The 25,720-nt window shown below is 36.9% G+C and carries 20 protein-coding genes; 14 read left to right on the top strand and 6 right to left on the bottom strand.

All coding sequences use genetic code 11. The features are described from left to right. The first annotated feature begins 9 nt into the window (after nt 1-9). A complete protein-coding gene (locus QM524_RS01210; RefSeq protein ID WP_283343111.1) occupies nt 10-1,554 on the top strand; it encodes an alpha-amylase family glycosyl hydrolase in 1,545 nt (514 codons plus the stop codon). Nucleotides 1,555-1,911: 357 nt separating this feature from the next. Further along, on the top strand, nt 1,912-2,676 hold the full coding sequence (locus tag QM524_RS01205) for an SDR family oxidoreductase (RefSeq protein ID WP_176464466.1): 765 nt from the start codon (nt 1,912-1,914) through the stop codon (nt 2,674-2,676). 450 nt (nt 2,677-3,126) lie between these two features. Here QM524_RS01205 and QM524_RS01200 read toward each other — a convergent pair whose 3' ends face one another. The 4 genes from QM524_RS01200 to QM524_RS01185 all read right to left on the bottom strand — a co-directional run bounded on the left by QM524_RS01200 (nt 3,127) and on the right by QM524_RS01185 (nt 5,454). After that, nucleotides 3,127-3,795 carry a DUF1361 domain-containing protein gene (locus tag QM524_RS01200; RefSeq protein ID WP_095164668.1) on the bottom strand — a complete coding sequence of 223 codons (669 nt, stop codon included), beginning with the start codon at nt 3,793-3,795 and terminating at the stop codon, nt 3,127-3,129. 246 nt (nt 3,796-4,041) lie between these two features. Then, nucleotides 4,042-4,353 carry a hypothetical protein gene (locus tag QM524_RS01195; protein WP_283343110.1) on the bottom strand — a complete coding sequence of 104 codons (312 nt, stop codon included), beginning with the start codon at nt 4,351-4,353 and terminating at the stop codon, nt 4,042-4,044. Between the two features lie 175 nt (nt 4,354-4,528). Beyond that, nucleotides 4,529-4,828, bottom strand: a complete 300-nt coding sequence (locus QM524_RS01190; protein WP_166578515.1) for a winged helix-turn-helix domain-containing protein — start codon at nt 4,826-4,828, stop codon at nt 4,529-4,531. 14 nt (nt 4,829-4,842) lie between these two features. Then, nucleotides 4,843-5,454, bottom strand: coding sequence for a hypothetical protein (locus QM524_RS01185; RefSeq protein WP_283343109.1), 612 nt, complete (start codon nt 5,452-5,454; stop codon nt 4,843-4,845). A 172-nt stretch (nt 5,455-5,626) separates the two neighbouring features. On the opposite strand from QM524_RS01185, the gene QM524_RS01180 reads away from it, so the two are divergent. From QM524_RS01180 to QM524_RS01165, 4 genes are all read left to right on the top strand, one after another. Beyond that, the gene (locus QM524_RS01180) at nt 5,627-6,349 is read left to right on the top strand and encodes an OmpA family protein (RefSeq protein WP_283343108.1); all 723 of its coding nucleotides are present in this window, start codon (nt 5,627-5,629) and stop codon (nt 6,347-6,349) included. A 122-nt stretch (nt 6,350-6,471) separates the two neighbouring features. Further along, nucleotides 6,472-6,939 carry a hypothetical protein gene (locus QM524_RS01175; protein ID WP_283343107.1) on the top strand — a complete coding sequence of 156 codons (468 nt, stop codon included), beginning with the start codon at nt 6,472-6,474 and terminating at the stop codon, nt 6,937-6,939. 270 nt (nt 6,940-7,209) lie between these two features. Then, entirely contained in the window at nt 7,210-7,884 is a 675-nt protein-coding gene (locus tag QM524_RS01170) for a hypothetical protein (RefSeq protein ID WP_283343106.1), read from the top strand. A 126-nt stretch (nt 7,885-8,010) separates the two neighbouring features. Then, on the top strand, nt 8,011-9,387 hold the full coding sequence (locus QM524_RS01165; RefSeq protein WP_283343105.1) for a C1 family peptidase: 1,377 nt from the start codon (nt 8,011-8,013) through the stop codon (nt 9,385-9,387). 172 nt (nt 9,388-9,559) lie between these two features. Here the strand turns inward: QM524_RS01165 and QM524_RS01160 are convergent, their stop codons facing one another. Next, nucleotides 9,560-10,135, bottom strand: a complete 576-nt coding sequence (locus tag QM524_RS01160) for a hypothetical protein (RefSeq protein ID WP_141234820.1) — start codon at nt 10,133-10,135, stop codon at nt 9,560-9,562. A gap of 298 nt (nt 10,136-10,433) precedes the next feature. Here QM524_RS01160 and QM524_RS01155 point away from each other — a divergent pair, with 298 nt between their 5' ends. The 5 genes from QM524_RS01155 to QM524_RS01135 all read left to right on the top strand — a co-directional run bounded on the left by QM524_RS01155 (nt 10,434) and on the right by QM524_RS01135 (nt 15,864). Next, nucleotides 10,434-11,792, top strand: a complete 1,359-nt coding sequence (locus QM524_RS01155) for a PAS domain S-box protein (RefSeq protein ID WP_283343104.1) — start codon at nt 10,434-10,436, stop codon at nt 11,790-11,792. Nucleotides 11,793-11,889: 97 nt separating this feature from the next. After that, nucleotides 11,890-12,621 carry a sulfite exporter TauE/SafE family protein gene (locus QM524_RS01150; protein ID WP_283343103.1) on the top strand — a complete coding sequence of 244 codons (732 nt, stop codon included), beginning with the start codon at nt 11,890-11,892 and terminating at the stop codon, nt 12,619-12,621. A gap of 17 nt (nt 12,622-12,638) precedes the next feature. Then, on the top strand, nt 12,639-13,934 hold the full coding sequence (locus QM524_RS01145; RefSeq protein ID WP_283343102.1) for a flavin-containing monooxygenase: 1,296 nt from the start codon (nt 12,639-12,641) through the stop codon (nt 13,932-13,934). A gap of 89 nt (nt 13,935-14,023) precedes the next feature. Beyond that, on the top strand, nt 14,024-15,196 hold the full coding sequence (locus QM524_RS01140) for an AAA family ATPase (RefSeq protein WP_283343101.1): 1,173 nt from the start codon (nt 14,024-14,026) through the stop codon (nt 15,194-15,196). 5 nt (nt 15,197-15,201) lie between these two features. After that, a complete protein-coding gene (locus QM524_RS01135; protein WP_283343100.1) occupies nt 15,202-15,864 on the top strand; it encodes a hypothetical protein in 663 nt (220 codons plus the stop codon). 78 nt (nt 15,865-15,942) lie between these two features. On the opposite strand, the gene QM524_RS01130 is transcribed toward QM524_RS01135, so the two are convergent. Continuing rightward, complete coding sequence (locus tag QM524_RS01130; protein WP_095167323.1) at nt 15,943-18,210, bottom strand: aconitate hydratase; 2,268 nt, start codon at nt 18,208-18,210, stop codon at nt 15,943-15,945. 1,121 nt (nt 18,211-19,331) lie between these two features. Here QM524_RS01130 and QM524_RS01125 point away from each other — a divergent pair. The 3 genes from QM524_RS01125 to QM524_RS01115 all read left to right on the top strand — a co-directional run bounded on the left by QM524_RS01125 (nt 19,332) and on the right by QM524_RS01115 (nt 25,719). Beyond that, nucleotides 19,332-22,103, top strand: a complete 2,772-nt coding sequence (locus tag QM524_RS01125) for a bifunctional aconitate hydratase 2/2-methylisocitrate dehydratase (protein ID WP_283343099.1) — start codon at nt 19,332-19,334, stop codon at nt 22,101-22,103. A gap of 342 nt (nt 22,104-22,445) precedes the next feature. Further along, nucleotides 22,446-24,929 carry a type I DNA topoisomerase gene (gene topA, locus QM524_RS01120; protein ID WP_283343098.1) on the top strand — a complete coding sequence of 828 codons (2,484 nt, stop codon included), beginning with the start codon at nt 22,446-22,448 and terminating at the stop codon, nt 24,927-24,929. Between the two features lie 94 nt (nt 24,930-25,023). Further along, entirely contained in the window at nt 25,024-25,719 is a 696-nt protein-coding gene (locus QM524_RS01115; protein WP_283343097.1) for an SIR2 family NAD-dependent protein deacylase, read from the top strand. Nucleotide 25,720 lies beyond the last annotated feature (1 nt).

Raw genomic sequence — 25,720 nt, 5'->3', positions numbered from 1 at the left:
ATACCTTTCATGAAAAAGCTATTTTTATTGGGCATTATTTTGCTCAGTACCTTCAATCCTTTTGCCCAAACCAAAACCCCAGAAGTATGCTATGAGATTTTTGTACGCTCATTTGCAGACTCTAATGGCGATGGAATTGGTGACATCAACGGGATTACTTCGAAGCTAGATTATCTTAAATCACTTGGCGTCGATGCGCTATGGTTAACTCCTGTCAGCAAATCTCCTTCCTACCATAAATATGACGTGGTAGATTACAAATCAATCGACCCTGAATTTGGTACGATTGAGGACTATAAAAAACTAATCGCAGAGGCACACAAACGTAAAATCAAGATTATCAAAGACTTTGTCATCAATCATACAAGCGATAAACATCCTTGGTTTTTGGAAGCAAAGAAAGGAAAATCAAACCCTTATCGTGACTATTACGTTTGGATGACGCCCAAAATGATTGACTCATTGGGTATTGCTACTCGCGAGCAAGCAGGTGGTTCTTGGGAAGTTACGCCTTGGCATTTTGCCCATAAAGACGACACTGAAAAGTACTATGCTTTGTTTTGGGGTGGTATGCCAGACTTGAACTATGATAATCCTAAAGTTCGTAAAGAAGTTTACGAGGCGGCAAAATATTGGTTAAAAGAAGTAGGTGTTGATGGCTTTCGTTTGGATGCAGCCAAGCATATCTATCCAGATTGGGAAGCAGAGAAAAGCCATGCTTTTTGGCAGGAGTTCAGAAAAGAAATGACTTCTTTAAAGCCAGACGTATATATTGTAGGTGAGGTTTGGACTTCAGCAGACAAAGTTGCGCCATACTTCAAAGGGTTGCCAGCTAACTTTCACATTGATGAAGGATTTGCGATTCAAAAAGTAGTAAAAGAAGAGAAAGACGATAATTTGATTCAAAAAATCTTATCTGACTACAAAGCATTCGGCTCTCAAAATCCAGATTTCATCGACGCCACCATTATTGATAACCATGACCAAGACCGTATTGGTACAGTGATGAACGACGATGTCAACAAAATGAAAGTAGCGGCTCAATTGCTTCTTTCCTTACCAGGACAACCATACATTTATTATGGCGAAGAGCTAGGGATGTTAGGCAAAAAACCTGATGAAAACATTCGTGAACCATTTCTTTGGGAAAAAGAAGCTAGTGATAAGGCTCGTACAAAATGGATGAAACCTGTTTTTACCACTGAAAAAATAGTTCGTCCACTTTCGGAGCAAAGCAAAGATCCAAATTCTGTTTTTAGTACTTACAAAAACCTGATTGCTTTCCGTAGAAGTCAACCAGCGATGCGTCAAGTAATTCGTCCGAATTTACAAGAAAGTGCTATCAAACAAGAGGGGATTTTGGCTTTTGTCAGAAATCATCCTTCAGGCAATTTGTTGGTGATTCATAACCTTACAGGCAAAGCTCAGGATATCCAATTGCCATCATCAGAACAAAAATACAAAGCAGTGGTATTTACGACTTCTGGCAAAAAAGGAGCACTAAACTCCACAAAAGTTACAGTTCCAGCGTTTGGAATGGTAGTTTTGAAATAGTCTTTTGCCCCAAAAAACATAAAATATAATTGGTACAAAAGGAATAGTTCGCACCTTATAAAAAGCCATCCAATTGGATGGCTTTTTGCATTTTTCCAATAAACCCAAAAACTGTACTTCATGCAACATACTATCGTGTTAGTGACATGGCACCTCTCCTATTTCATAGACAATGTTAAACCGAAAACGTTTACAAAAAAAAATCCTAAAAAATCTCAAAGCAAAGTTTGTTAGTTCTCTATAATTGTCACAACTTTCCTTAAGAACCTCTCAAAACCGTCTCCATGACCACAAAAATTGAGATTTAGTTTCGAAAAACATTTTCAAGAAAATATAACTTTTTTAAGAACCATGAGTATCCTCCAAATGTTTGATTTAACAGGAAAAGTAGCCCTAGTGACAGGCTGTAAAAAAGGTATTGGTAAAGCTATGGCTTTGGCTTTGGCAGAAGCTGGCGCTGATATCATTGGTGTTTCGGCATCTTTAGAATTAAGCGGTAGCCAAGTGGAACAAGAAGTAGTAGCTTTAGGACGTAATTTCAAAGCATACCAAGCTGATTTTGGCAAACGTGATTCTTTGTACAGTTTTATCGAACAAGTAAAATCAGATTTTCCTGTCATTGATATTTTGGTGAACAATGCTGGTTCTATTTTGCGTAAACCTGCGGCGGAGCACCCTGACGAATACTGGGATGAAATCATCGAAATCAACCTTAATTCGCAATTTGTTATCACACGTGAAATTGGTAAATCAATGGTTGAGCGTGGTAGTGGAAAAGTAATTTTTACTGCATCATTATTGACTTTCCAAGGTGGTATCAATGTGCCAGGATATGCTGCTAGTAAAGGTGCCATTGGCAGCTTGACCAAAGCATTCGCTAACGAATGGGCAAGCAAGGGCGTAAATGTAAATGCTATCGTGCCAGGATATATTGCAACAGACAATACCGAAGCACTTCGCAACGACCCAGAACGTTCGGCATCTATTTTGAGCCGTATCCCTGCCAACCGTTGGGGTACACCAGATGACTTTAAAGGTGCAACTTTATTCTTAGCTTCTCAAGCTTCTTCTTACGTACACGGAAGCACGCTTATCGTAGACGGCGGCTGGATGGGTAGATAATCAAGTGTGGAGTATTGAGTTTTGAGTGCTGAGTTTTGAAAAATTAAGTGTTGGAAAATGAGTCATCTCTAATTGAGTGATTGAGCGATTTAGTGATTATTTTTAATAGATATTTCTAATTATTGGACAAAATTGAAGTTCCTAGTTCAAGACTTAGTCTTGGACTTACTTTTTTAAACAGTTTAAAACTGTTTAAAAAAGTAAGTCCAAACATCTGAATCACCCATTCTCGTTTTGTCCAGTAATCTGATGAATTTTACTAGTAGAGACGCAATGATTGCGTCTTAAGCCGAGGAAAATCTAGCATTGTAGCATCAAAAAGCGGTCGGGAAATATTTTCCGACCGCTTTTTTGATGAAAACTTGGAGAATAATCCCAATCTTAAAATTCGGGACGACTCATGTTTTAACATAATCACCCAATTCCACACTCAAAACTCAACATTCAGCATTACATTTCCTCCTCCTCGCCTGCCAAACTCCATATCATGGCATAACAAAAAGCTACAAAAAGACCATATTCTACCACAAACATCCACGTAATACGATAAGTCATCGACCGCAATACATACTCCACAAGAGAGAAAGGTTGTGCGATGATATCCCATGAGTTCCAACGTTCAATTCTTCCCAAATAGATACCATAGCCACTTAAAGCAATGGAAGTGATCAACGCAATCCAACTTATCTTTTTGGAAGTATATTTCGCCCACAACTGTTTAATCCAATACATAGAAATCATTCCTGCGAATAAAGCTGACATGGCGTATCCGAAGAAAGTTAACTGTTCGTGCCAATACAAGCCCGAATCATATTGTGGAAATAGGTGTACAAAATCAGTAATGATATATGGTGCATTTGGAAAAAATGCCAGCCAGATAATACTTGAAATCACTAATTTAGATAAGGTTACTTTCCCTTGATCAGACTGTCGCTGCAACCAAACCACACAAAAAAGTGGTACCCATGCCAGGAACAAATTCCAGTTAATGCCCCACATATATAAATCAGAATATACCACTACCCTTGTAGCAAAAAGCAATACGGCAAAGCCAGACATTAGCATCAAGGAGAGAATAACTCTCTCCTTGCGTTTTGAAATAAATAATTTTCCAAACATAAATTAAAAGTACTTTGAATTACAAAGTTTAGATTTAAAAAAATAGAGCGTGTAAAAACTAGATACTAGGCTTGCTCAGTCCTTGAAAAAAAGGGATAGGTCGGGCAAAAGTCAAGTGTCTATTCATGAGAACTAAATTGTTTAATCGTGATTAATCGATTGCCAATAGGGCGATAGGGTTCAAACTATTATTATATACATCCAAAGTAGGTGCTTACCAAAATAAGTAGAATATGAAAAGGTGTGTTAGTTTCCAGCAAATGGGGTTCCAAAAATACCTACTGCCAATTCTACCCAAATCAAGAAAAAGATGATAAATAAGATAGCTCCAGCAATAAACCGTGTTTTGAAAGTTTTAAATTTTCTTAGTAAAAGCTCAAGCGTAACGCCAGTACCACTCAATAAAACTCCTGCCACAATAAAGTCAAATACCGACCATTGAACTTCATTGGTAAACTGCATGGCAATCAGAGGAATCAGTAAAATCGATAAAGATCCTCCCAAAATTAAGGCTAATCTCCTCGTTGGAGTCAGCTCAAATGCATTATTTTTTTCCATAAGTAATTGATTTTAAATATATTAAGTTAAAATTTTATAAGTAGTTCAAAATTAATGATATGTCCGTGTTGTATTGTGGAGGAACCCTGTTATTATGAGTAAAATCTAATAACTGATTCCCCATTAACGAATAACTTTTTACTTACTTCAACACTCTCCTCTCAAAATTTCGCGCTTATTTCATTCCTTTCACTAATTCTTCTAAAGCCGCCAAATGGCTCTGAAATGCTTCTCTCCCCTCTTGAGTTACCTGAAAGGCTGTATTTGGCTTTTTTCCAATAAAACTTTTGCGTACTATTATGAACTGCTCTTTTTCTAAAGCAGCAATGTGTGAAGCCAAGTTTCCGTCTGTTAGTGCCAAAGTTTCTTTGAGTTCACCAAAATCAACCCAGTCGTTTACCATCAAAATTGACATTATACCTAACCGAATTCGACTCTCAAAAGCTTTATTTAACTGTGTTATAAAGTTCTTCATTCTATCCTTCTATCCTAGTTTTCGTACTTTCGATAGAGCAAAATTCCATACAAAATATGTAAAACCCCAAATCCAAAAGCCCAAAAGAACAATCCTATATAATAATCATTCATAAAACCCGAAATAATTCCTAAGACCACTTCAGCAATTCCTAGGTATCGGATATCATTATAGGTATACTTCGAAGCATTAATTAAAGCTAATCCGTAAAATAACAAGGTGGCTGAATCTATCAAATGTGGTGCATTTTGCAATAAAATGATGCAAAATAATCCCCCTGCCACCAAGGGTAGCATTAGATTCGCTAGTAATCTTTTAGAAGCTGTATTCCAGAGAGTTTGCTTATTTTTCTTAACTCTTTTGTAGGTTAGGACAAAAGCAGCAATTAAGGTCAAAACTAAAGTTGATACCCCAATTTTTACTAAATCTGACAACAGTGCTTGATTCTCAAGCAAACGATTATAGCTTCCGTTATAATCTCTTGAAATGCGAAAATAGGCCAAACCTGAAGCAATTAAACCAAACGTTCCTGCAAAAACGCCACTGAGTCCACTTAGCGATAAAAATCTGGTGGAGCGCTCCATCATAGCTCTAATTTCTGCAATGTCTTCTAAATGTTGATTCATATCCAATTTTTAAAAGTACTTTGTAATGCAAAGTTGATAATTAAAAAAGATTTTCCAAAATTTCGGTTTAATATTTTTCTAAAAATGGAGAGATTTTTGTTAGTAGAGACTAAAATTGATACTTTCGAGCTACCAAATCTTGCATTTGTTTGCCCAAACCCTTACCTATATCATGACGATCAAGCAAATTTTCATCCTTACAATTTTGCTCTTTACAAGCAATATGATGTTGGCGCAAACGCCAAAAAGTAAAAAAGTAGTTACCCAATTTTTTGTAAAAGCAATCGACGAACAAACAAAAGAAGAGTTACCCGTAGAACTTGACATTAAGCTATATAAAGCTAAAAAGACGTATCAAGGCAAAAATGAGCCGTTTTTGAGTCCTTTTATGTTTTTGCTTTACGAATCCGATACGGTAGAAGTTAAAAGTAAAGTTGACGGCTACTATTCCTACACCGAATTGTTGATAGCGTCTTGCGATACCTGCCCTATCTATCAGCATACGGTAACAATGGAAAAAAGGAAACCACTTTTTGAAAATGCTAAAGTAAACGACATCGTAAAATTAGACAAAATCTACTTCGACCAGAGTAGTTTCATTCTAAGAAGTGATTCCTATCCACAACTCGAGGAACTTTATAAAGCACTAGAAACCAATCCCAAACTTCGTATTGAAATCTCGGGACATACCGACAACGTGGGAAATGCCAAGTTAAACCAATTACTATCCGAAAACAGAGCTAGAGTAATCCATAATTATTTGGTTGGCAAAGGTATTGACTCCAAAAGATTAAAATTTGCAGGTTACGGACAAACCAAGCCTGTATCGCCTAATGATACGGAAGAAAACAAATCCAAAAACCGACGAGTCGAATGTTTGGTGCTAGCAAATTAGACTGATGTCGGTATTCATGGAACTCTCTAGTTAACCATAAAATAAACTAAATATATTTTATGCGATTGTATAACTGATTATTCATAAATTGAAAAGACAATTATTCATCTAAATTTTATGGCATGAAAAAATTAACAACCCTCCTATGCACTTTATTTCTTGTCTCATTTTCTTTATTCGGGAGTACTAATTCTCACTCATTCGAGCAAGATTTGGAGGAAAATATACTTGGAACTTGGGTTATCCCCAATAACCCATATCGAATTGCCATAATTTTCATGAGAGATGGAAGCTTTATGTTTGTTGATTATAATGATGTTAGAAAAAAAAGAGAGCTTTTGCAGGGGACGTTCGAGTTACTGGATAATGGTAAAATAGACCTATTGTTTTATGATAGAAGTAAACTAAGTTTTCGATACAAACTAAAAGCTGGTAAAGCAACAATTCAGAATTATAATGGTAAATACACTTTTGAGAAAACTAAAGTTAACTTCAAGGCATATGTAGAAGGTGATGAGGATTTATTCAATCCCGAAAAAAAGGGTAGTCCAGTAAAGAAATCTCAAAATTCGAATCTCAAAAAAACATAATAAAAAAGGAGCTTTAAATTAGCTCCTTTTTTATGAAAGACTATTTCGGTAATCATAAATAATTTCGCACCAATCCCGTTTTTTCTACCTCCATTAGAATATCAAGCCACGTAACTAAAATTCAAAATAATCCTATTATATTGCAAAATACTATCAACAGATATTTTTCGGTATTTTTTGCTATTTATGAAAACTCTTAAAAATCTTATTGCATTTTTCTGCTGTTATTTATTTACTGGTCTTTTAATCTCATTTTCTCAAAGCAAAGATTTGTCTACTCAAGAGAACAAATTTGTGAAGCAATTCTCTACGCTAAGCAATGGCTCGGGTGATTCTGAAAAATTTGAAAAAGATTTTACCAACTTCCTTTCTTCAAATGCTAATTCGATTGACTTTTCTTTTAACAAGCTGAAAAACAACTCTTTTTATATTACCACATCAACTGATGGCAATTTCCGACACTATAGCTGGGACAACGGCCAAGGTGGTTCGATGCGCTTTTTCAATGAAATCTATCAGTGGAGAGTTGGGGGAAAAGTATTTGTAAAGCAGGTGCAAGATTCGGAGGAAGGTGATAGCGGAGAGTTTTCTTCCAAAATTTATACCATCAATATTCAAAACAAAGACTACTATTTAGTAATCACCAATAGTATTTTTTCCAATCGTGATGCTCGTCAATCAGTGATAGCTTTCGTCATCAACAACAATCAACTTGTTCAAGCCCCCATATTCAAAACCAAAACTAAGCTTTTAAGCAGAATTGATGTTGATTTTGATTTCTTTTCAGTTGTCGATCGTCCCGAGCGCCCTCTCGAATTAATTACCTTCAATGGCAAGGCAGATATGCTTCTTATTCCCGTTGTCAATAAAGATGGTAAAGTCACTAATCGTAGTATTCAATATGTCTTCAATGGCACTTCACTTGAGTTTAAAGGTGTTAAGTAATACATCTTTAAGAATGGACTCGCACTAATCTTAAATATGCTTTATTGTATAAAAAATTTAATTAATTTCATTTTTTTAATTAAGATTTTATCATTTTAAATCTTTCCAACTAAACACATCTCCACTATGGGAAACAACCTAAGTAGTAACGGTGGTTACCGTTATCTAGCAGCAAACCCGAATGCAGAGGAATTCAAACCTTCAAAACGCTCAAAGAAAAAACTCCCTCCGAAAGTAGACCTCCGCAAATACATGACCAAGGTAGAAAACCAAAAGTCATTGAGTAGTTGTACGGCAAATGCTACTGCTGGGGCTTATGAGTATCTTGCAAAACGTCATTTAAAAAATCGTCAATTTGAAGTAAGTCGTCTATTCGTATATTACAATGCTCGATTAAGAGCTAGCAATGTTATCAAAGATGAGGGTAGCCATATCCAGTATGCTGTCGAAAGCTTACACAAGCTTGGCGCATGTACAGAGGATGTTTGGCCTTATGAATTGAAAAAAGTAAATAACAAACCTAATACAGCGAGTTATGATGAGGCGAGTTATTTTAAGGTACAGAAATCTAAATATGTACCAACTGACTTAAAATCATGGAAACAAGCATTGGCTGAAGGATATCCCATTATTTTTGGTATTGCACTTTTTGAGGGGTTTGACAATTGTCAAAAATATGGCGGTGTAGTACCCATGCCTTCGCCAGATGAAGCTTCTCGCGCTGCTCACGGATTACACGCTATGCTTTGTGTAGGGTACTCAGAGGCTGACGAAATGTTCATTGTTCGTAATTCTTGGGGTGAAGAATGGGGAGATAAAGGATATTGCTATATGCCTTACCAGTATGTAATCAATGAAAAATTTAACCTCGGAGATAGCTGGATTATCAAACGTACTGACCCTATTCCTGATTTTGAAGACACTTGGGTAAACGATAAAAAGTCGATTATTGCCAAAAGTGGAGCTGCAAATGCTGCAAGTCTGCCTGTTTATTCGGCTGATGACTACGAAGACTTTGATGTTTGGACCATTTTCGAAGACGAATTAGTAGACGAATATGATGAGGTTGGTTGCGATGAATACGAAGAGCTTGAATACATAGAAAGCGACCTTGACGAAGAAGGTGAAGAGGAAGAGTACGATGAGGAGGATGAAGAGGATGAAGACTCGGAAGAATACGACGAAGAAGAGGAAGAAGAAGAGTCAGATGACGAGGAAGAATACGACGAAGAAGAGTCTGATGATGAGGAAGAATACGACGAAGAGGAGGAAGAAGAAGAGTCTGATGATGAGGAAGAATACGACGAAGAGGAGGAAGAGGAAGAGTCTGAAGACGAGGAAGAATATGACGAAGAGGAGGAAGAGTCCGAAGACGAGGAAGAATATGACGAAGAGGAGGAAGAAGAAGAGTCCGAAGAAGAAGAAGAAGAATCTGAAGACGAAGAGGAAGAAGAAGAATCCGAGGAGGAAGAATCTGGCGAAGAGGAAGAGGAGGAAGAATAGATCGATCATCCAAACTTAGTCACAAGGAAATTTCATTTTCCAGACAGGGTGCGACTTAAATCGCATCCTGAGATATTCATTAAAAAGCGGTCGAAAATCAATTTTCGACCGCTTTTTTTACACTAATATGTTTGGTTAGACGCAAAACACATACACCTACCAATAAAGCTTATTATTCATCTTCATCTTTTCGAGCCTCTACGCGGGTAAGTAGACTCTCTTTCAAACTATTAAAATCTGACAAAATAAACAATACTGTCAAAAATGAGATAGTTAATTCCAACATTGATAATATTTTGGCAAGCACTGAACTTGGCAATAAATTACCATAGCCAAAAAATGTAAATTGTTGTAAACTGAAAAACAAAAACTCGAACAACAATCTTGGGTTGGAGTAATTTACGGGCATTCCTTCATAATTAGCGGGATTGATAAGATATAATCCAAAAAAGTCGAAAGTAAATGAAAGAATGAATACAGAAATATTCATACAAGCAAATACGATGAACTTATGAAATGGAGCATCTTTTATGGTTACATCTATGATTTTTTGGTATCCTACCCAGACGAAATAAATCGTTTTTGAAAAACACAATAGAACCAATACCAATGTCGACATTATCGGGCTTACACCTTCTATTTCGTCAATATAAAAAAGCCAAATCGCTGAGATAACCACGATCATACATCTAGCAAAGATTCCTAATACACTCTGATTATTGGGATTGAGTAGCTTTATTCCATTCATTTTACTGCCAAACTTATATGCATCAATATGTCCGCAAATGTAGATTAATTCATAAGATTATTCAATTGGGAATCAAGGGTGTTGAATTGATTTTGTAAAATATTAGCTTCACAACCCCATAAAAAGATAAAAACAAAATTTTATTATTGTATTTTTCATCATTGAATTCAGAAAGTAATTGGATGATTTTTCCATAGAACTGCCCTTTATAAATCTGAATAATTACCTAAACTATTTGTTAAAACTGGTACATTTCTTCTTAGAAACTTACCGATATTATTTTTATCTGCGACACAACATGAAAAATAATTTATCAATCGATATACTCTCGGCCACCATCAACAGCGTTGCAGAGAGTTTTGTACTCATTGCGCCCGACCACAAGGTATTAATCTGCAATACCTCAATGGTCAAAACGCTAGAAATATTTTTTGGAAAAGAAATCCACATAGGAGATGATTACCGAGATTTTGTGTTGGAACCCTTGAAGGATATCTACTTTTCGGCATTTGAAAACGCGATTCAAGGTGAATCTACTATTATACAAAAAGAAACTTCGACTGGAGAAATACATTTATGGTTTGAGTATAAGGCCAACCCCGTTTATGACGATGCTAAAAAGCTAATTGGTGTTGCCATTTATGCGAAAAATATAGATGAGCAGAAAAAAGCAGAATTAGCCATCGAGTATCTTAAAACTACCTACGAATCCCTTCTCAACAATATCTCCGACAGTATTTGCTTGCTTGATAGCAATTTTAAAATAATTCAATTCAACACCCATTTTAAGAAAAGTATCCTCCGCAACATAGGCAAAGAAATCAACCTTGGTGACGATTTTAGGGAATTTTTGTTCCCACTAGAAACAGATGCTTTTTACACCCAATTTAATAGTGCTATTTCAGGAAAAACAGTAGAGGACGAAATATGTGTTCATAATATACATGGAGAGACTATCTGGATTTTAAGTAAAATGTATCCTGTTCATGACAAAAATCAAACGATCATAGGTGTCTGTTTGGTGGCTATCAATATCAGTGCCAAAAAGAAAATGGAATTATCAATTTTAGAAAATGAACAACGTTTTCGGAAAATTATTGAAACGGCTCCTGTCCCAATTGTCATTGTGGATAAGAAAATGAAAATACAGTTGGTAAACCCTGAAACGGAGAAAATTTTCAATTATGAGTCAAAGGAACTTCTAGACCAAGATATTAATATTCTAATCCCAAAGCGATTTCATACAAACCATGCTCAATACCAGCAGCAATATATTCAAGCACCCAAAATGTACCGAATGGGTATTGGTCGATTTACTCCTGCTGTCACCAAGGATGGTATCGAGAAAATTGTAGAAGTAAGTCTCAATTCTTTTAAAGTAAATGATGAAACGTTTATCTTAGCCATTATCCAAGATGTCACTAAGCGAATTGAGCATGAAAATAAACTCGAAAATCAAGTGGAAACCCTTGAAAAAATCGCTTGGCAACAATCCCACGAAATGCGAAAACCAGTTGCCAATATCCTCGGATTAGTCCAGCTTATTGAATACGATAAAGCCTATAACCCACTGCTTATCAACCAGCTTCACCAGACTACTAAGGAATTGGACGATGTTATTCATAAAATTGTGAATCTTACACATCTCAACAGATAAAAATCAGAGATCTGTGTGAGTTTCGTATTGTGATTCACACAGATATTTTGGTATCTTCATTTCGAATTATGACGATACTAACCCACCATTCCCTATCGTGCTTGAAAAATACTATATCTTCGCCTTGTTGGCATTATTTGCAGAAATCATTGGTACGGTTTCAGGCTTTGGATCTTCCATCCTATTTGTGCCTGTAGCTTCCTTATTTTTTGATTTTAAGACTGTTCTAGGTATCACTGCAGTATTTCATGTTTTTAGTAATATCTCAAAAATTACTCTATTCCGAAAAGGCATCAACAAAGAAATAGCCCTTAAATTAGGTATTCCAGCGGTGATATTTGTGATGATTGGAGCGTGGATGACTACCTTTTTACCCACAAAGTCCATGGAGCTGGCAATGAATATTGTGCTGGTGGGCTTGTCGTTGTATTTGCTTTACAATTTCAATAAAACCCTCAAACAAACCGATGGCAACCTATATCTTGGAGGAATCATGTCGGGCTTGTTGGCAGGTTTGGTCGGCACAGGCGGTGCTATCAGAGGTATCACTTTAGCGGCATTTCAACTTCCCAAAGAAATATTCATTGCCACCTCCGCGCTAATTGATTTGGGAGTAGATAGCAGTCGGGCGTTGGTTTATGTCAGTAACGGCTATTTTGATCGGCAATACATGGTGTTAATTCCATTTCTAATCGTCATCAGTATTTTGGGAAGTTATATCGGAAAAGTAATTTTACAATATACTTCCGAAACGGTATTTAGGTATATCGTTTTATCTATCGTTGTCCTCACCTCTATTTTTCAAACTATCAAGTATTTCATGAATTAATCAAACCTTAGCCAGCTATGAAAACAATGCCCATTGCCATTATCGGAGCAGGTCCTTCTGGATTATCTATCGCAAGAGCCTTAGCCAATGCTCAGCTTCCATTTGTTATTTATGAAAAGCACCGCAATACGGGTGGTTTATGGGATATCGAAAATGAAGGTTCGCCAATGTACGAATCAGCGCATTTTATTTCATCAAAAACCCTTTCAGGATTTCCTGATTTCCCTATGCCTGATGATTATCCCGACTATCCTACTCGCAAACAGTTATGCGCTTATATACAGGCATTTGCCAAGCATTTTGATTTAGAAAAACATATTATTTTCAATACTAAAATTGAAAAAGTAGAAAAATACGAGGACGGTTGGAAGTTGACAACGACACAAGGTGAAAGTTATTTTCATCAGGAACTTATCTGTGCCAATGGGACGCTTTGGCAACCCAATATTGCCCAATATCGTGGTACCTTTTCAGGAATAATTCGTCATTCAAATACCTTCAAAAAGTCTACTGAGTTTCTCAATAAAAGAGTATTGGTTGTTGGAGGTGGCAACTCTGGAGTAGATATTGCTTGTGAAGCGGCTAGTTTTGCTGACGAAGCCTATTTGAGTATGAGACGTGGCTATTATTTTATTCCGAAACACGTTTTTGGTGTGCCATCAGATGTATTTTCTCATGGTGGCCCCAAACTTCCCTTAAAAGTCAATCAATGGATTTTTAAAAAACTCCTAAAAATTGTAGTAGGTGACCAAACCAAATTTGGACTTCCCAAACCCGACCATGAATTGTTTGAATCACATCCTTTGATGAACTCACAAATCATGCACCATACCTCCCATGGCAATTTGGGTATCAAACCAGACATTGATTATTTTGATGGGAAAAAAGTCTATTTCAAAGATGGGAGTTCTATTGAAGTGGATGAAATAATTTTGGCAACGGGCTATCATTACGCTATTCCCTTTGCTGAGGAGTTTTTTGGCTGGAAAGACCATCGTCCACAATTATATATGAATCTATTTAATCCAAAACATGACAATATCTATGTCATGGGTTTTGTAGAAACCAACTCGGCGGCTTATGACATATTTACAGAATTAGCAACTTTGCTAGCTAACTACCTAAAAGACAAAATCGAATCCCCAGAAAAAGCAAAGATTTTTAGAAACAAAATCATTTCTGAAAACCTCGATTTAACAGGTGGCATCAACCTCGTTGCCTCAGAACGTCATACTGGATATGTTGACAGCGATACGATCAAAGCGAAGCTTAAACAAATTCAGAAGCAAATGGGCTGGAAAAATACATTTTGAAGATGTGAAAAATTTTATCGAAATACCATATCTAACATTCATACTTCAATTGTATTTTTGATGATTCAAATCCTTTTATTCGAATTTAGATGATTGACAATATAGAAATACAAAACTTTAAATCTATCTCAAAACTAAATTTAGAGATAGGGAGAGTTAATGTGCTCATTGGGGCAAATGGTTCAGGTAAAAGTAATATCCTCGAAGCTATTGCCTTAGGAGCGGCGTCTACATCGCATGAATTAAGCCGTGAATTTCTCTCAGCAAGAGGAATTAGAGTGACAGAACCCAACGCAATGAGAAGTGGTTTTGATATGGCGAAGGAAAATAATTCTATCAAAATTACTTTCAACGAAAAGGAAACTAAAATTCCATTTGAGTTAAAACATTCAAATGAACCTTTTTCGGATTGGAATTTAGTACATGATAAAGAATTATTAACTCCAGATACGCTTGAACAGCTTGAACAGTTAGTGTTAAAACTACAAAAAGACACTTTAGAGAAAAAGAATTTCAACTCTAATGATAAGAAATGGCTCCTTATTGATGATATAATAAAGGATATCCAAGGACAATTACCCTTAATAGAAACAAGAGAAAGGCTCAAAAGCTTCTTGATATATGCTCCAGAAAATACTTTTCTGCGAAAATTTGAAGAAGAATCTCAAATTGAACCATTAGGAATCAAAGGAGAAGGTCTGTTTAAGTTAATTAGTACCATGCAAGTAGAAAACAAAGATGAATTTCAAGAGCTTGTTGAAAATCTTCATCTTATTGATTGGTTTGATGGATTTGAGATTCCCAATGATTTAAAATTTACGGAAAAACGTATTCGTGTTAAAGACAGATTTTTGGAAGAGGGTCTCGAATCATTTGACCAAAGGAGTGCTAATGAAGGTTTTTTGTTTCTTCTCTTTTACTTTGCTTTATTCATATCCAAATATACCCCAAAGTTTTTTGCAATTGATAATATAGATAGTTCTCTCAATCCAAAGTTGTGTAGCGAATTAATTAAAACTCTGGTCAAACTAGCCAAAAAATATGATAAACAGGTTATTTTCACTACACATAACCCTGCGATATTGGACGGCTTAAATCTAAATGATGAAGACCAAAGGTTGCTGGTTGTTTTCAGGAACATGAATGGACATACAAAGATAAAACGTGTTTTAAAAAGAGAATTACCTGAAGGTTCAACACCTATTCGACTATCAGAGCAATTTCTAAGAGGATATCTTGGAGGACTACCCAAATCATTCTGACGCCTATGTCTACAATCGGATTAATCTCAGAGGGCATCACGGATCAAATCGTGATAGAACATATTCTATATGGATTGCTTGATGATGAGGATTTATCAGTTGAACCATTACAACCAACCAGAGACGAAACAGATGAAAATCTTGCTATTACTGCTGGAAACTGGGTTAAGGTTTTTGAATATTGTGAATCTTCTCAATTTCAACAGGCTGTTGAGAACATGGATTTTGTCATTATTCAAATAGATGCTGATATTTTTAAGAAAGAAAATCTTAACAAGAAATATAAAGTTGTTCTTCAAAATTTATCTTCTGAAGAACAATTAGAGGTAATCAAAAATAAACTCATCGAGTTGATTGGTCATGAGCTTGTAGAAAACCACGGCAATAAAATTATTTTTGCCATATCTATCGACTCAATTGAGTGCTGGTTATTACCTATCTATTATTCTAATAAACCTCAAATTGCGTCGAAAGAGGTTAATTGCCTTGAAACTCTTAATAAAGAGCTTATCAAAGTTGAAAATTTCACAATTGACAAAAAAAATCCGAGATACTACAGAAAGATTTGTAAACCATACAGAAAAAAGAAAGAGCTAACAAAATTGTATAAATTTAACCCTAATTTTACGGCATTCATAGAGGACGTACAATTGAAGATGGTTTTATAAAAGCAAAACTCCCTATCCACCAAGGTCGATAGGGAGTTTTGTTTAAGAAGTTTTTAAACTATTGCAGATTTCTCATACTTATTTACCAACGCTAGCACGAATAATATTCAATGCTCCACCAGCTTTAAACCATTCAATTTGCTGGTCGTTGTACGAGTGATTTGCCACGATAGTATCTGAACTTCCATCCTCATGATTCAAGACAATTTCCAATGGTTTTCCTGGTGCAAAATCTGCCAATCCGTTGATATCTATAGAATCGTTTTCTTGGATTTTGTCGTAGTCGGCTTCATTAGCAAAAGTCAAAGCTAACATTCCTTGTTTCTTTAAGTTAGTTTCGTGAATACGAGCAAAAGATTTTACTAATACTGCACGAACGCCCAAGTGACGAGGCTCCATAGCGGCGTGCTCACGAGATGAACCTTCTCCATAGTTTTGGTCTCCTACCACGATAGAACCAATACCAGCGGCTTTGTAAGCACGTTGTGTTGCAGGCACTGGACCGTATTCGCCAGTCAATTGGTTTTTAACCTTATCAGTTTTCTCGTTAAAATAATTCAACGCACCAATCAACATATTGTTAGAGATATTATCCAAGTGACCACGATATTTCAACCAAGGACCAGCCATTGAGATATGGTCAGTAGTACATTTTCCTTTGGCCTTAATCAACAATTTCAAGCCTTTCAAATCTGTACCTTCCCAAGGAGTAAATGGTTCTAACAATTGCAAACGGTCAGAAGTTGGAGAAACTTTTACAACTACCGAAGAACCATCCTCAGCAGGAGCTTGGTATCCAGCATCTTCTACCGCAAAACCTTTTGTTGGCAATTCGTCTCCTTTTGGAGGATCCAATTTCACTTGCTCACCAGCTTCGTTTGTCAAATAGTCCGTTAATGGGTTAAATGTCAAATCACCTGCAATAGCCAATGCCGTTACTAATTCTGGTGAAGCCACAAACGCATAAGTATTTGGGTTACCGTCTGCACGCTTAGCAAAGTTACGGTTGAATGAGTGAACAATAGTGTTTTTCTCACCTTTCTCAGCACCTGCACGAGCCCATTGACCAATACAAGGACCACAAGCATTTGAGAATACTTTACCACCAATGCTTTCAAAAGTATCAATAAAACCATCACGCTCAATGGTATAACGCACTTGTTCAGAACCTGGCGTAATAGTATATTCAGCTTTAGTCTTTAAACCTTTTGCTGCCACTTGCTTCGCCAAAGACGCCGCACGTGAAATATCTTCGTAAGATGAGTTAGTACATGAACCAATCAAACCTACTTCTACTTTGGTTGGCCAACCGTTTTTCTCTGCCAATTCCTTCATTTGAGAAATAGGCGTCGCCAAATCTGGAGTAAATGGACCATTTAAGTGTGGCTCTAAGGTATCCAAATCAATTTCAATTACTTGGTCGAAATAGGTAGCTGGATCAGCATAAACTTCTGGGTCAGCGGTCAAATATTCTTTTATACCATTTGCCAATTCTGCTACATCTGCACGACCAGTGGCTGCCAAATAACGAGCCATTGATTCGTCATAACCAAATGTAGAAGTAGTAGCACCGATTTCAGCCCCCATGTTCGCGATTGTACCTTTTCCTGTTGCTGACATTGATGTAACACCTTCTCCAAAATACTCAACCACAGCACCCGTACCACCTTTTACCGTAAGGATACCCGCTACTTTCAAGATTACATCTTTTGCAGAAGTCCAACCGTTAAGCTTTCCTGTCAATTTTACTCCGATAAGTTTAGGAAACTTCAACTCCCATGCCAAACCTGCCATTACATCGCAAGCATCAGCACCCCCTACACCAATGGCAATCATACCCAAACCACCTGCATTTACGGTGTGAGAGTCTGTACCAATCATCATACCCCCTGGGAATGCATAATTTTCGATTACTACTTGGTGAATGATACCTGCCCCAGCTTTCCAGAATCCGATACCGTATTTGTCAGAAACTGAAGAAAGAAAATCATAAACTTCTTTATTTTTATCAACTGCTACTGCTAAATCTGTCGCCGACGAAACTTTTGCTTCAATCAAGTGATCACAGTGTACTGTTGAAGGCACCGCAACTTTCGGACGACCAGCCTGCATAAACTGTAAAAGAGCCATTTGTGCTGTAGCATCTTGCATAGCAACACGGTCAGGAGCAAAATCGACATACGACTTACCTCTTTCAAATGTTTGAGTTGGAGTGCCTTCCCATAAGTGAGAGTAAAGAATCTTTTCGGTTAACGTCAATGGTCTTCCCACTAATTTACGAGCTGCCTCTACACGTGCAGGCATTCTTTCGTAAACCGCCTTAATCATTTCTATGTCAAAAGCCATGATATTTTATTTAGTTATTAGTTATTGGAATATTAGATTTAAAGAATGAATTATGTCAAAACTATCAATAGATGCTAATTAAAGAACACCCATCTGAGCTATTAGGTTCTTATAAATTGAAATGACCTTATGAATGAACGTATTTAAGTTTTTTATTTTAGGGACAAGGCAACAGGCACAAGGCAAAGAGTGTTAAAATGTTTTTAACGACCACAGACATGCATTTTACCCCAAGCCCACCGCTGAAAGCCCAAAGAACAATCTTAATTTTATTTTGCTCACTAACTTACTAAAACTTCTAAATTGTGGATGTATGACGAATTTAGGGAATCATCTTTTTTTAGATTAAGGTAAAAATACAGTACGGATGCTATTTTTTCATACTTCATTCTTCGTAAATGCAAAAAATTAATAAAAACATATTACATCTGTAGTTGGTCGTAATAGGTACATTTTGAGCTCATATTCACCTTTCGGAAAGAATATACTGTGTATTTTCAGCTTATTTTATATAGCTTCTCGTTGTGCTAGTTCAAAATTAAATATCAGTAAAGACCAAGTAAGGTTCTCTACTTACTAAGTTAAGAATCTTTAGAGAATCTCCTTCTGCTTATTTGCATAAAACCTAAAACATTCACGTCTGAGAAAGTTGAATGAATAGTGTGCCTCTTTTTAAAAAACCAGCAAAATATAACACAATACACTTATTTTCAACCCATTGACTTCTACTTTAGATTTTTCTATTTCAAATCCTTCTCATTTTACGGTGGTATTCAAAATCTATCAAAGACAAGGTGGCATTAATTTTATTTCTGAGGATAATCATAACTATCGTTCTGAATAACATCCAAAATCACTAAGAGAAGCAACTAAATCGAATTTAGGACTAATCTAATGTTTACCATGAAAATTAATGAATAAAGCAAATAAAAATTAGATATATCCAAGAAAATATATACCTAAACCGTCTATTCTCTAAAAAATTTTTAAATCGAACTTCGATTTCATAAATTTGTCGGACAACTTCTTCTCAAAAAAACTAGTGTCTATTTTGTAGAAAAGGTTTATTTAACCAAAAATTACTCACGGATTAATACTATAATAACTGTAAATAATTCAATATGAACTTTTATAACGATTACCTTAAGGAAATTGAGGAAAGAAAAACACAGGGACTTCATCCTAAGCCAATTGATAGTGCAGAATTGGTAAGCGAAATCATTGAGCAAATCAAAGATTTGAGCAACGAGCACCGTGCTGATTCACTTCAGTTTTTTATATATAACACATTGCCAGGAACAACTCCAGCAGCAGGTGTAAAGGCTAAGTTTTTAAAAGAGATTATACTTGGTCAGTCTGTTGTAGAAGAAATCACTCCTCAATTTGCTTTCGAATTGTTGTCGCACATGAAAGGTGGTCCATCAATCGAAGTATTGTTAGACCTAGCTTTGGGAGATGATGCTGCCATTGCAACGCAAGCAGGAGAAGTATTGAAAACACAAGTTTTCTTGTACGATGCTGACTTGAAACGTTTGAAAGATGCATTTGAAAGCGGAAATACAACAGCCAAAGATATCATCGAAAGCTATGCAAAAGCAGAGTTTTTCACAAAACTTCCAGACGTACCTGAAGAAATCAAAGTAGTTACGTTTATCGCAGGTGAAGGAGATATCTCAACAGATTTACTTTCTCCAGGTAACCAAGCTCACTCTCGTTCTGACCGTGAATTACACGGAAAATGTATGATTTCTCCTGCAGCTCAGGCTGAAATCGAAGCATTGAAAGCGCAACACCCAGACAAATCTGTGATGTTGATTGCTGAAAAAGGAACAATGGGTGTAGGTTCTTCAAGAATGTCAGGTGTAAACAACGTGGCTCTTTGGACGGGTAAACAAGCAAGCCCTTACGTTCCATTTGTTAACTATGCTCCAATTGTTGGTGGTACTAACGGTATCTCTCCTATTTTCTTAACTACAGTTGACGTAACAGGTGGTATCGGTATCGACCTTAAAAACTGGGTAAAGAAAGTAGATGCAGACGGTAAAGTGGTGCGTGATGAAAACAACGAACCAATTCTTGAGCAAGTATATTCTGTTGAGACAGGAACTGTATTGACAATCAATACAAAAACAAAAAAATTATATAATGGAGACCAAGAGTTGATTGATATTTCAAGATCATTCACTCCGCAAAAAATGGAATTTATCAAAGCAGGTGGTTCTTATGCTATCGTATTTGGTAAGAAAATCCAAACTTTTGCTTCTCAGTTATTAGGTATTGCTATCGCTCCAGTTTTTGCTCCTTCTAAAGAAGTTTCAATCGAAGGTCAAGGATTGACAGCTGTTGAAAAAATCTTCAACAGAAATGCAGTAGGTGTAACGCCAGGCAAGACATTACATGCTGGTTCTGACGTACGTGTTACAGTAAACATCGTAGGTTCGCAAGATACTACTGGTTTGATGACGGCTCAAGAATTAGAGTCAATGGCTGCTACTACGATCTCTACGATTGTAGATGGTGCTTATCAGTCTGGTTGTCACACAGCATCTGTTTGGGATAAAAAAGCGCAAGCTAACATTCCTAAATTGATGAAATTCATGAACGAGTTTGGTTTGATTACCGCTCGTGACCCTAAAGGTGTATATCACTCAATGACTGACGTAATTCACAAAGTATTGAATGATATTACAGTTGACGATTGGGCGATCATCATCGGTGGTGACTCACACACACGTATGTCAAAAGGTGTTGCATTTGGCGCTGACTCAGGTACTGTTGCTTTGGCATTGGCTACGGGTGAGGCTTCTATGCCAATTCCTGATTCTGTAAAAGTTACTTTCAAAGGTAGCATGAAAGAATACATGGACTTCCGTGACGTAGTGCACGCTACGCAAGCACAAATGCTTCAACAATATGGTGGAGAAAACGTGTTCCAAGGAAGAGTAATTGAAGTACACATCGGAACATTGACTGCTGACCAAGCATTTACCTTTACCGACTGGACTGCCGAGATGAAAGCGAAAGCTTCAATCTGTATTTCAGAAGATGCTACTTTGATTGAATCATTGGAAATTGCGAAAAGCAGAATCCAAATCATGATTGACAAAGGCATGGATAATAAAAACCAAGTACTTCAAGGTTTGATTGACAAGGCGAATAAGCGTATTGAAGAAATCCAATCTGGTGAAAAACCAGCCTTGAAACCAGATGCTAATGCGAAATATTACGCTGAGGTGGTAGTTGACTTGGATGTAATTGCCGAGCCAATGATTGCTGACCCAGACGTAAATAACGCTGACGTTTCGAAAAGATATACACACGATACTATCAGACCATTATCTTATTACGGTGGCGACAAGAAAGTTGACCTTGGCTTCATCGGTTCTTGTATGGTTCACAAAGGCGATATGAAAATTTTGGCTCAAATGTTGAAAAACATCGAAGCTCAAAATGGTAAAGTGGAATTCCAAGCACCTCTTGTAGTTGCTCCTCCAACTTACAATATCGTAGATGAATTGAAAGCTGAAGGTGACTGGGAAGTATTACAGAAATACTCAGGCTTTGAGTTTGATGACAATGCTCCAAAATCAGCAGCTCGTACTTCTTACGAAAAAATGTTGTACTTAGAGCGCCCTGGCTGTAACCTTTGTATGGGTAACCAAGAAAAAGCCGCTAAAGGTGATACCGTAATGGCAACATCTACACGTTTGTTCCAAGGACGTGTGGTAGAAGATTCAGAAGGTAAAAAAGGTGAATCTTTGCTATCATCTACTCCAGTAGTAGTACTTTCAACAGTTTTGGGTAGAACTCCAACTATCGAAGAATATGTGAAAGCAGTAGAAGGTATCAATTTGACTAAATTCTCTCCATCACACATCAAGTTGGTGAAATAATAGTCTAACATATATAAAAAAGCCTGAGCACACACTCAGGCTTTTTTTATGGTCAATAAAAGCAAAACAAATGGAGTTTGTTGGATGTTTATTTAAACAAATGATCAATTTTGAGTTATTTATACATCATTTTTATAGCAAATAAGTAAGCGAATTCGTCAATTTTATGACTGTTATCAAAAAAATGGACTACATTTTGAAATGAAGTTTATATATTTGGCAAAATATAAAAGGTAGTGGCCTTTTATCAACCAAGAGGGCACTAGTATCAATAGATTTGTGCTTTAACGAATAAAATCTGTAAATGATTTCGGTTGTTTACTCCACCAATCAAAATAATTAATGTCAAAAAACTTAGTAATAGTAGAGTCTCCTGCCAAAGCAAAAACCATTGAAGGCTACTTAGGAAAAGATTTCACCGTGAGATCTTCCTTTGGTCATGTGCGTGATTTGCCAGATAAAGGAATGGCTATTGATATTGAAAATGGGTTCAAACCTACTTATGAAGTATCTCCTGATAAAATCAAGGTTGTCAACGAATTAAAAAGCATAGCAAAATCATCTGAAGAGGTGTGGCTAGCAACCGATGATGACCGTGAAGGAGAGTCTATTTCATGGCACTTGAAAGAAGCCCTTGGATTGGCAGATAACACAAAACGTATTGTTTTCCGTGAAATCACAAAAAAGGCTATTCAAAATGCGATCCAAAATCCACGTACTATTGACATGGACTTGGTAAACGCCCAACAGGCACGTCGTTTACTCGACCGTCTGATTGGTTTTGAGCTTTCGCCAGTACTTTGGTCTAAAGTAAAGAAAGGTCTATCTGCTGGTCGTGTACAATCTGTTGCTGTAAGAATTATCGTAGAGCGTGAGCGTGAAATCGAAAACTTCAAAACAAAGTCTTCTTTCAAAATCGTAGCGCAGTTCTTATTAGAAGGAAATAAAATTTTACAGGCTGAGCTTCCTAAAAATTTTGAAACAGCGGGTGCAGCTAAAGAATTCTTGGAAAAATGTTTGGGGGCGACTTTCAAAATTAAATCGCTCGAAACCAAACCTGCTAAAAAATCTCCTTCGCCTCCTTTTACGACGTCAACGCTTCAGCAGGAAGCTTCTCGTAAGTTGGGATACTCAGTAGCATCAACTATGATGTATGCGCAAAAGTTGTACGAAGCTGGTAAGATTTCGTATATGCGTACCGACTCAACGAGCCTTTCGGAAGAAGCAATCGAAAAAGCTAAAAATGCGATTACAGATCAGTTTGGTGCTCAGTATGTCCAAACTCGCCAATACAAAACTAAAAACGAATCTGCTCAAGAAGCGCACGAAGCCATTCGTCCGACTGATTTCTCAGTTACTTCTGCTGGTGCAGACCTCCGTGAAAAACGCTTGTACGAGTTAATCTGGAAACGCTCTATCGCATCCCAAATGGCTGATGCTCAACTTGAACGTACTACAGCAACCATTGGTATTTCGAGTACTTCAGAGGAACTAATCGCACAAGGTGAAGTTATCAAATTTGATGGTTTCTTAGCCGTATATCTTGAAAGTAGCGACGAAGAAGAAGATGAAGAAAATTCAAAAATGCTTCCTCCGCTAAATATTGGTCAGATATTGAATCTGGACAATATGAAGGCTACGGAGAAATTTACTCGTCCTTCAGCAAGATATACCGAAGCTAGTTTAGTAAAAGCCCTTGAAGAAAGAGGTATTGGTCGTCCTTCTACCTACGCTCCTACCATCTCGACTATTATCAAAAGAGAGTACGTAGTTAAAGAAGATCGCCCTGGCAAAGAACGTACTTTCAAAGAAATGGTTTTGAAGAATGAAACTATTTCGGAAAAAGAAGGTAAAGAAACCTATGGAACCGAAAAAGGTAAACTCTTCCCTACTTCTGTGGGTATGGTTGTGAATGATTTCTTAGTCAATAATTTCAGCGAAGTAGTAGACTTTAAGTTTACTGCCGAAATGGAAAATGAGTTTGACGAAATCGCTCATGGCAAAATGGGATGGTCTGATATGATTGATAATTTTTATCAGGGATTCCATAAAACCATTGAAGAAAGTAAAAGTGCAGAAAGAAGCTCTTCTGGCTCAACTCGCGAGCTAGGTATCGATCCGAATTCTGGTAAAACGATTTCTGTAAGACTAGGAAAATATGGTCCTTACGTACAGCTAGGAGATACGAAAGATGAAGAAAAACCAATTTTTGTCAATTTACCAAAAGACAAATTGATTTCGTCTATCACTTTAGAAGAGGCTTTAGAATTGTTCGAAAAACCAAGACTTCCTCGTGAGGTTGGTTTCTTTGAAGATAAACCCGTTATTATTGGTGCAGGTAAACTAGGCCCTTATGTAAAGCATGATGATAAATATGTAAGTTTAGAAGCTACTGACGATCCATTCACCATTGAAGAAGCTCGCGCGATTGAATTAATTCAAGCAAAGCGTTTGGCAGATGCTGGCGATGCATTAGGGGAATTTGAAGGTAGTGCTGTTACGACAGGTAAAGGACGATTTGGCCCTTATGTAAAACATGAAGGCAAATATTTCTCACTTGCCAAAACAGATTCACTTACGACTATTACTCTGGAAAGAGCCATTGAAATCATTCAGGCAAAACGTAATCAGGAAGCCAACAAATACATTAAAGAATTTCCTGAAAACGAAACTATTAAGGTCGTAAATGGAGTATATGGACCGTATATCCAAATTGGAAAACGTAACGTAAAAATTCCAAAAGATATGGTTGCTGCTGATTTAACGCTAGAGGATTGTATCCGTCTAGGTGAAGAAGCGCCAGCACCGAAAGGAAAGAAAAAATAGATCGCGATTTTTCAAATCCAATCTCAACAACAGCACAAAGTTTACTCTAACTTTGTGCTGTTTTGTTTATTCATTAAATTTATCATCAAGCAAAATGGCTAGAAAAAAGAAACTCGTCGTGCTCACAGGAGCTGGGATTTCTGCAGAAAGTGGTATTTCTACCTTTAGAGATTCAAATGGCTTATGGGAAAATCATTCCATTGATGAGGTAGCTACGCCTCAAGGTTGGCAAAAGAACCCTGGGCTAGTGTTAGAGTTTTATAACCAGCGTCGAGCCCAATTAGCAGAGGTTGTTCCTAATCAAGGTCATACCATTCTCAAAGATCTTGAAAAATATTTTGACGTGACTATTATCACCCAAAATGTAGATAATCTTCACGAAAGAGCTGGCTCCAATGATATTATCCATTTACACGGAGAATTGACCAAAGCAAGAAGTTCAGTCTCGGCGTCGATGGTATATGATATAGGTACCAAACCGATCAAACTGGGTGACAAATGCAAAAAAGGATCTCAACTTCGTCCGCATATTGTATGGTTTGGCGAGTCGGTACCAATGATTGAAATTGCTACAGAAATGACCGCCATGGCCGATATCCTCATTATTGTTGGAACGTCCATGCAGGTATATCCAGCAGCAGGACTGATTGACTGCGTAGGCAAAAATGTACCGATTTATATTATCGACCCCAACAAGCCCAACGTGTCGCTCCGCCCTAATATGACTTTCATTGAAGAAATTGGAAGTGTTGGCTTAAAACAGCTTTTTGACAAGCTTACCAAAAAATAAA

The sequence above is a fragment of the Flectobacillus roseus genome (assembly GCF_030056595.1).
Classification (GTDB): domain Bacteria; phylum Bacteroidota; class Bacteroidia; order Cytophagales; family Spirosomataceae; genus Flectobacillus; species Flectobacillus roseus.
Note: the sequence above shows the minus strand (reverse complement) of the source record. Positions and strands in the feature narration are given on the sequence as shown.

Coding starts and splice junctions, on each gene's coding strand:
- QM524_RS01200 (WP_095164668.1), bottom strand. CDS start 3,795: ATGTTTGGAAAATTATTTATTTCAAAACGCAAGGAGAGAGTTATTCTC.
- QM524_RS01125 (WP_283343099.1), top strand. CDS start 19,332: ATGAACTTTTATAACGATTACCTTAAGGAAATTGAGGAAAGAAAAACA.
- QM524_RS01190 (WP_166578515.1), bottom strand. CDS start 4,828: ATGAAGAACTTTATAACACAGTTAAATAAAGCTTTTGAGAGTCGAATT.
- QM524_RS01185 (WP_283343109.1), bottom strand. CDS start 5,454: ATGAATCAACATTTAGAAGACATTGCAGAAATTAGAGCTATGATGGAG.
- QM524_RS01145 (WP_283343102.1), top strand. CDS start 12,639: ATGAAAACAATGCCCATTGCCATTATCGGAGCAGGTCCTTCTGGATTA.
- QM524_RS01165 (WP_283343105.1), top strand. CDS start 8,011: ATGGGAAACAACCTAAGTAGTAACGGTGGTTACCGTTATCTAGCAGCA.
- QM524_RS01155 (WP_283343104.1), top strand. CDS start 10,434: ATGAAAAATAATTTATCAATCGATATACTCTCGGCCACCATCAACAGC.
- topA (WP_283343098.1), top strand. CDS start 22,446: ATGTCAAAAAACTTAGTAATAGTAGAGTCTCCTGCCAAAGCAAAAACC.
- QM524_RS01180 (WP_283343108.1), top strand. CDS start 5,627: ATGACGATCAAGCAAATTTTCATCCTTACAATTTTGCTCTTTACAAGC.
- QM524_RS01140 (WP_283343101.1), top strand. CDS start 14,024: ATGATTGACAATATAGAAATACAAAACTTTAAATCTATCTCAAAACTA.
- QM524_RS01135 (WP_283343100.1), top strand. CDS start 15,202: ATGTCTACAATCGGATTAATCTCAGAGGGCATCACGGATCAAATCGTG.
- QM524_RS01195 (WP_283343110.1), bottom strand. CDS start 4,353: ATGGAAAAAAATAATGCATTTGAGCTGACTCCAACGAGGAGATTAGCC.
- QM524_RS01210 (WP_283343111.1), top strand. CDS start 10: ATGAAAAAGCTATTTTTATTGGGCATTATTTTGCTCAGTACCTTCAAT.
- QM524_RS01130 (WP_095167323.1), bottom strand. CDS start 18,210: ATGGCTTTTGACATAGAAATGATTAAGGCGGTTTACGAAAGAATGCCT.
- QM524_RS01175 (WP_283343107.1), top strand. CDS start 6,472: ATGAAAAAATTAACAACCCTCCTATGCACTTTATTTCTTGTCTCATTT.
- QM524_RS01160 (WP_141234820.1), bottom strand. CDS start 10,135: ATGAATGGAATAAAGCTACTCAATCCCAATAATCAGAGTGTATTAGGA.
- QM524_RS01115 (WP_283343097.1), top strand. CDS start 25,024: ATGGCTAGAAAAAAGAAACTCGTCGTGCTCACAGGAGCTGGGATTTCT.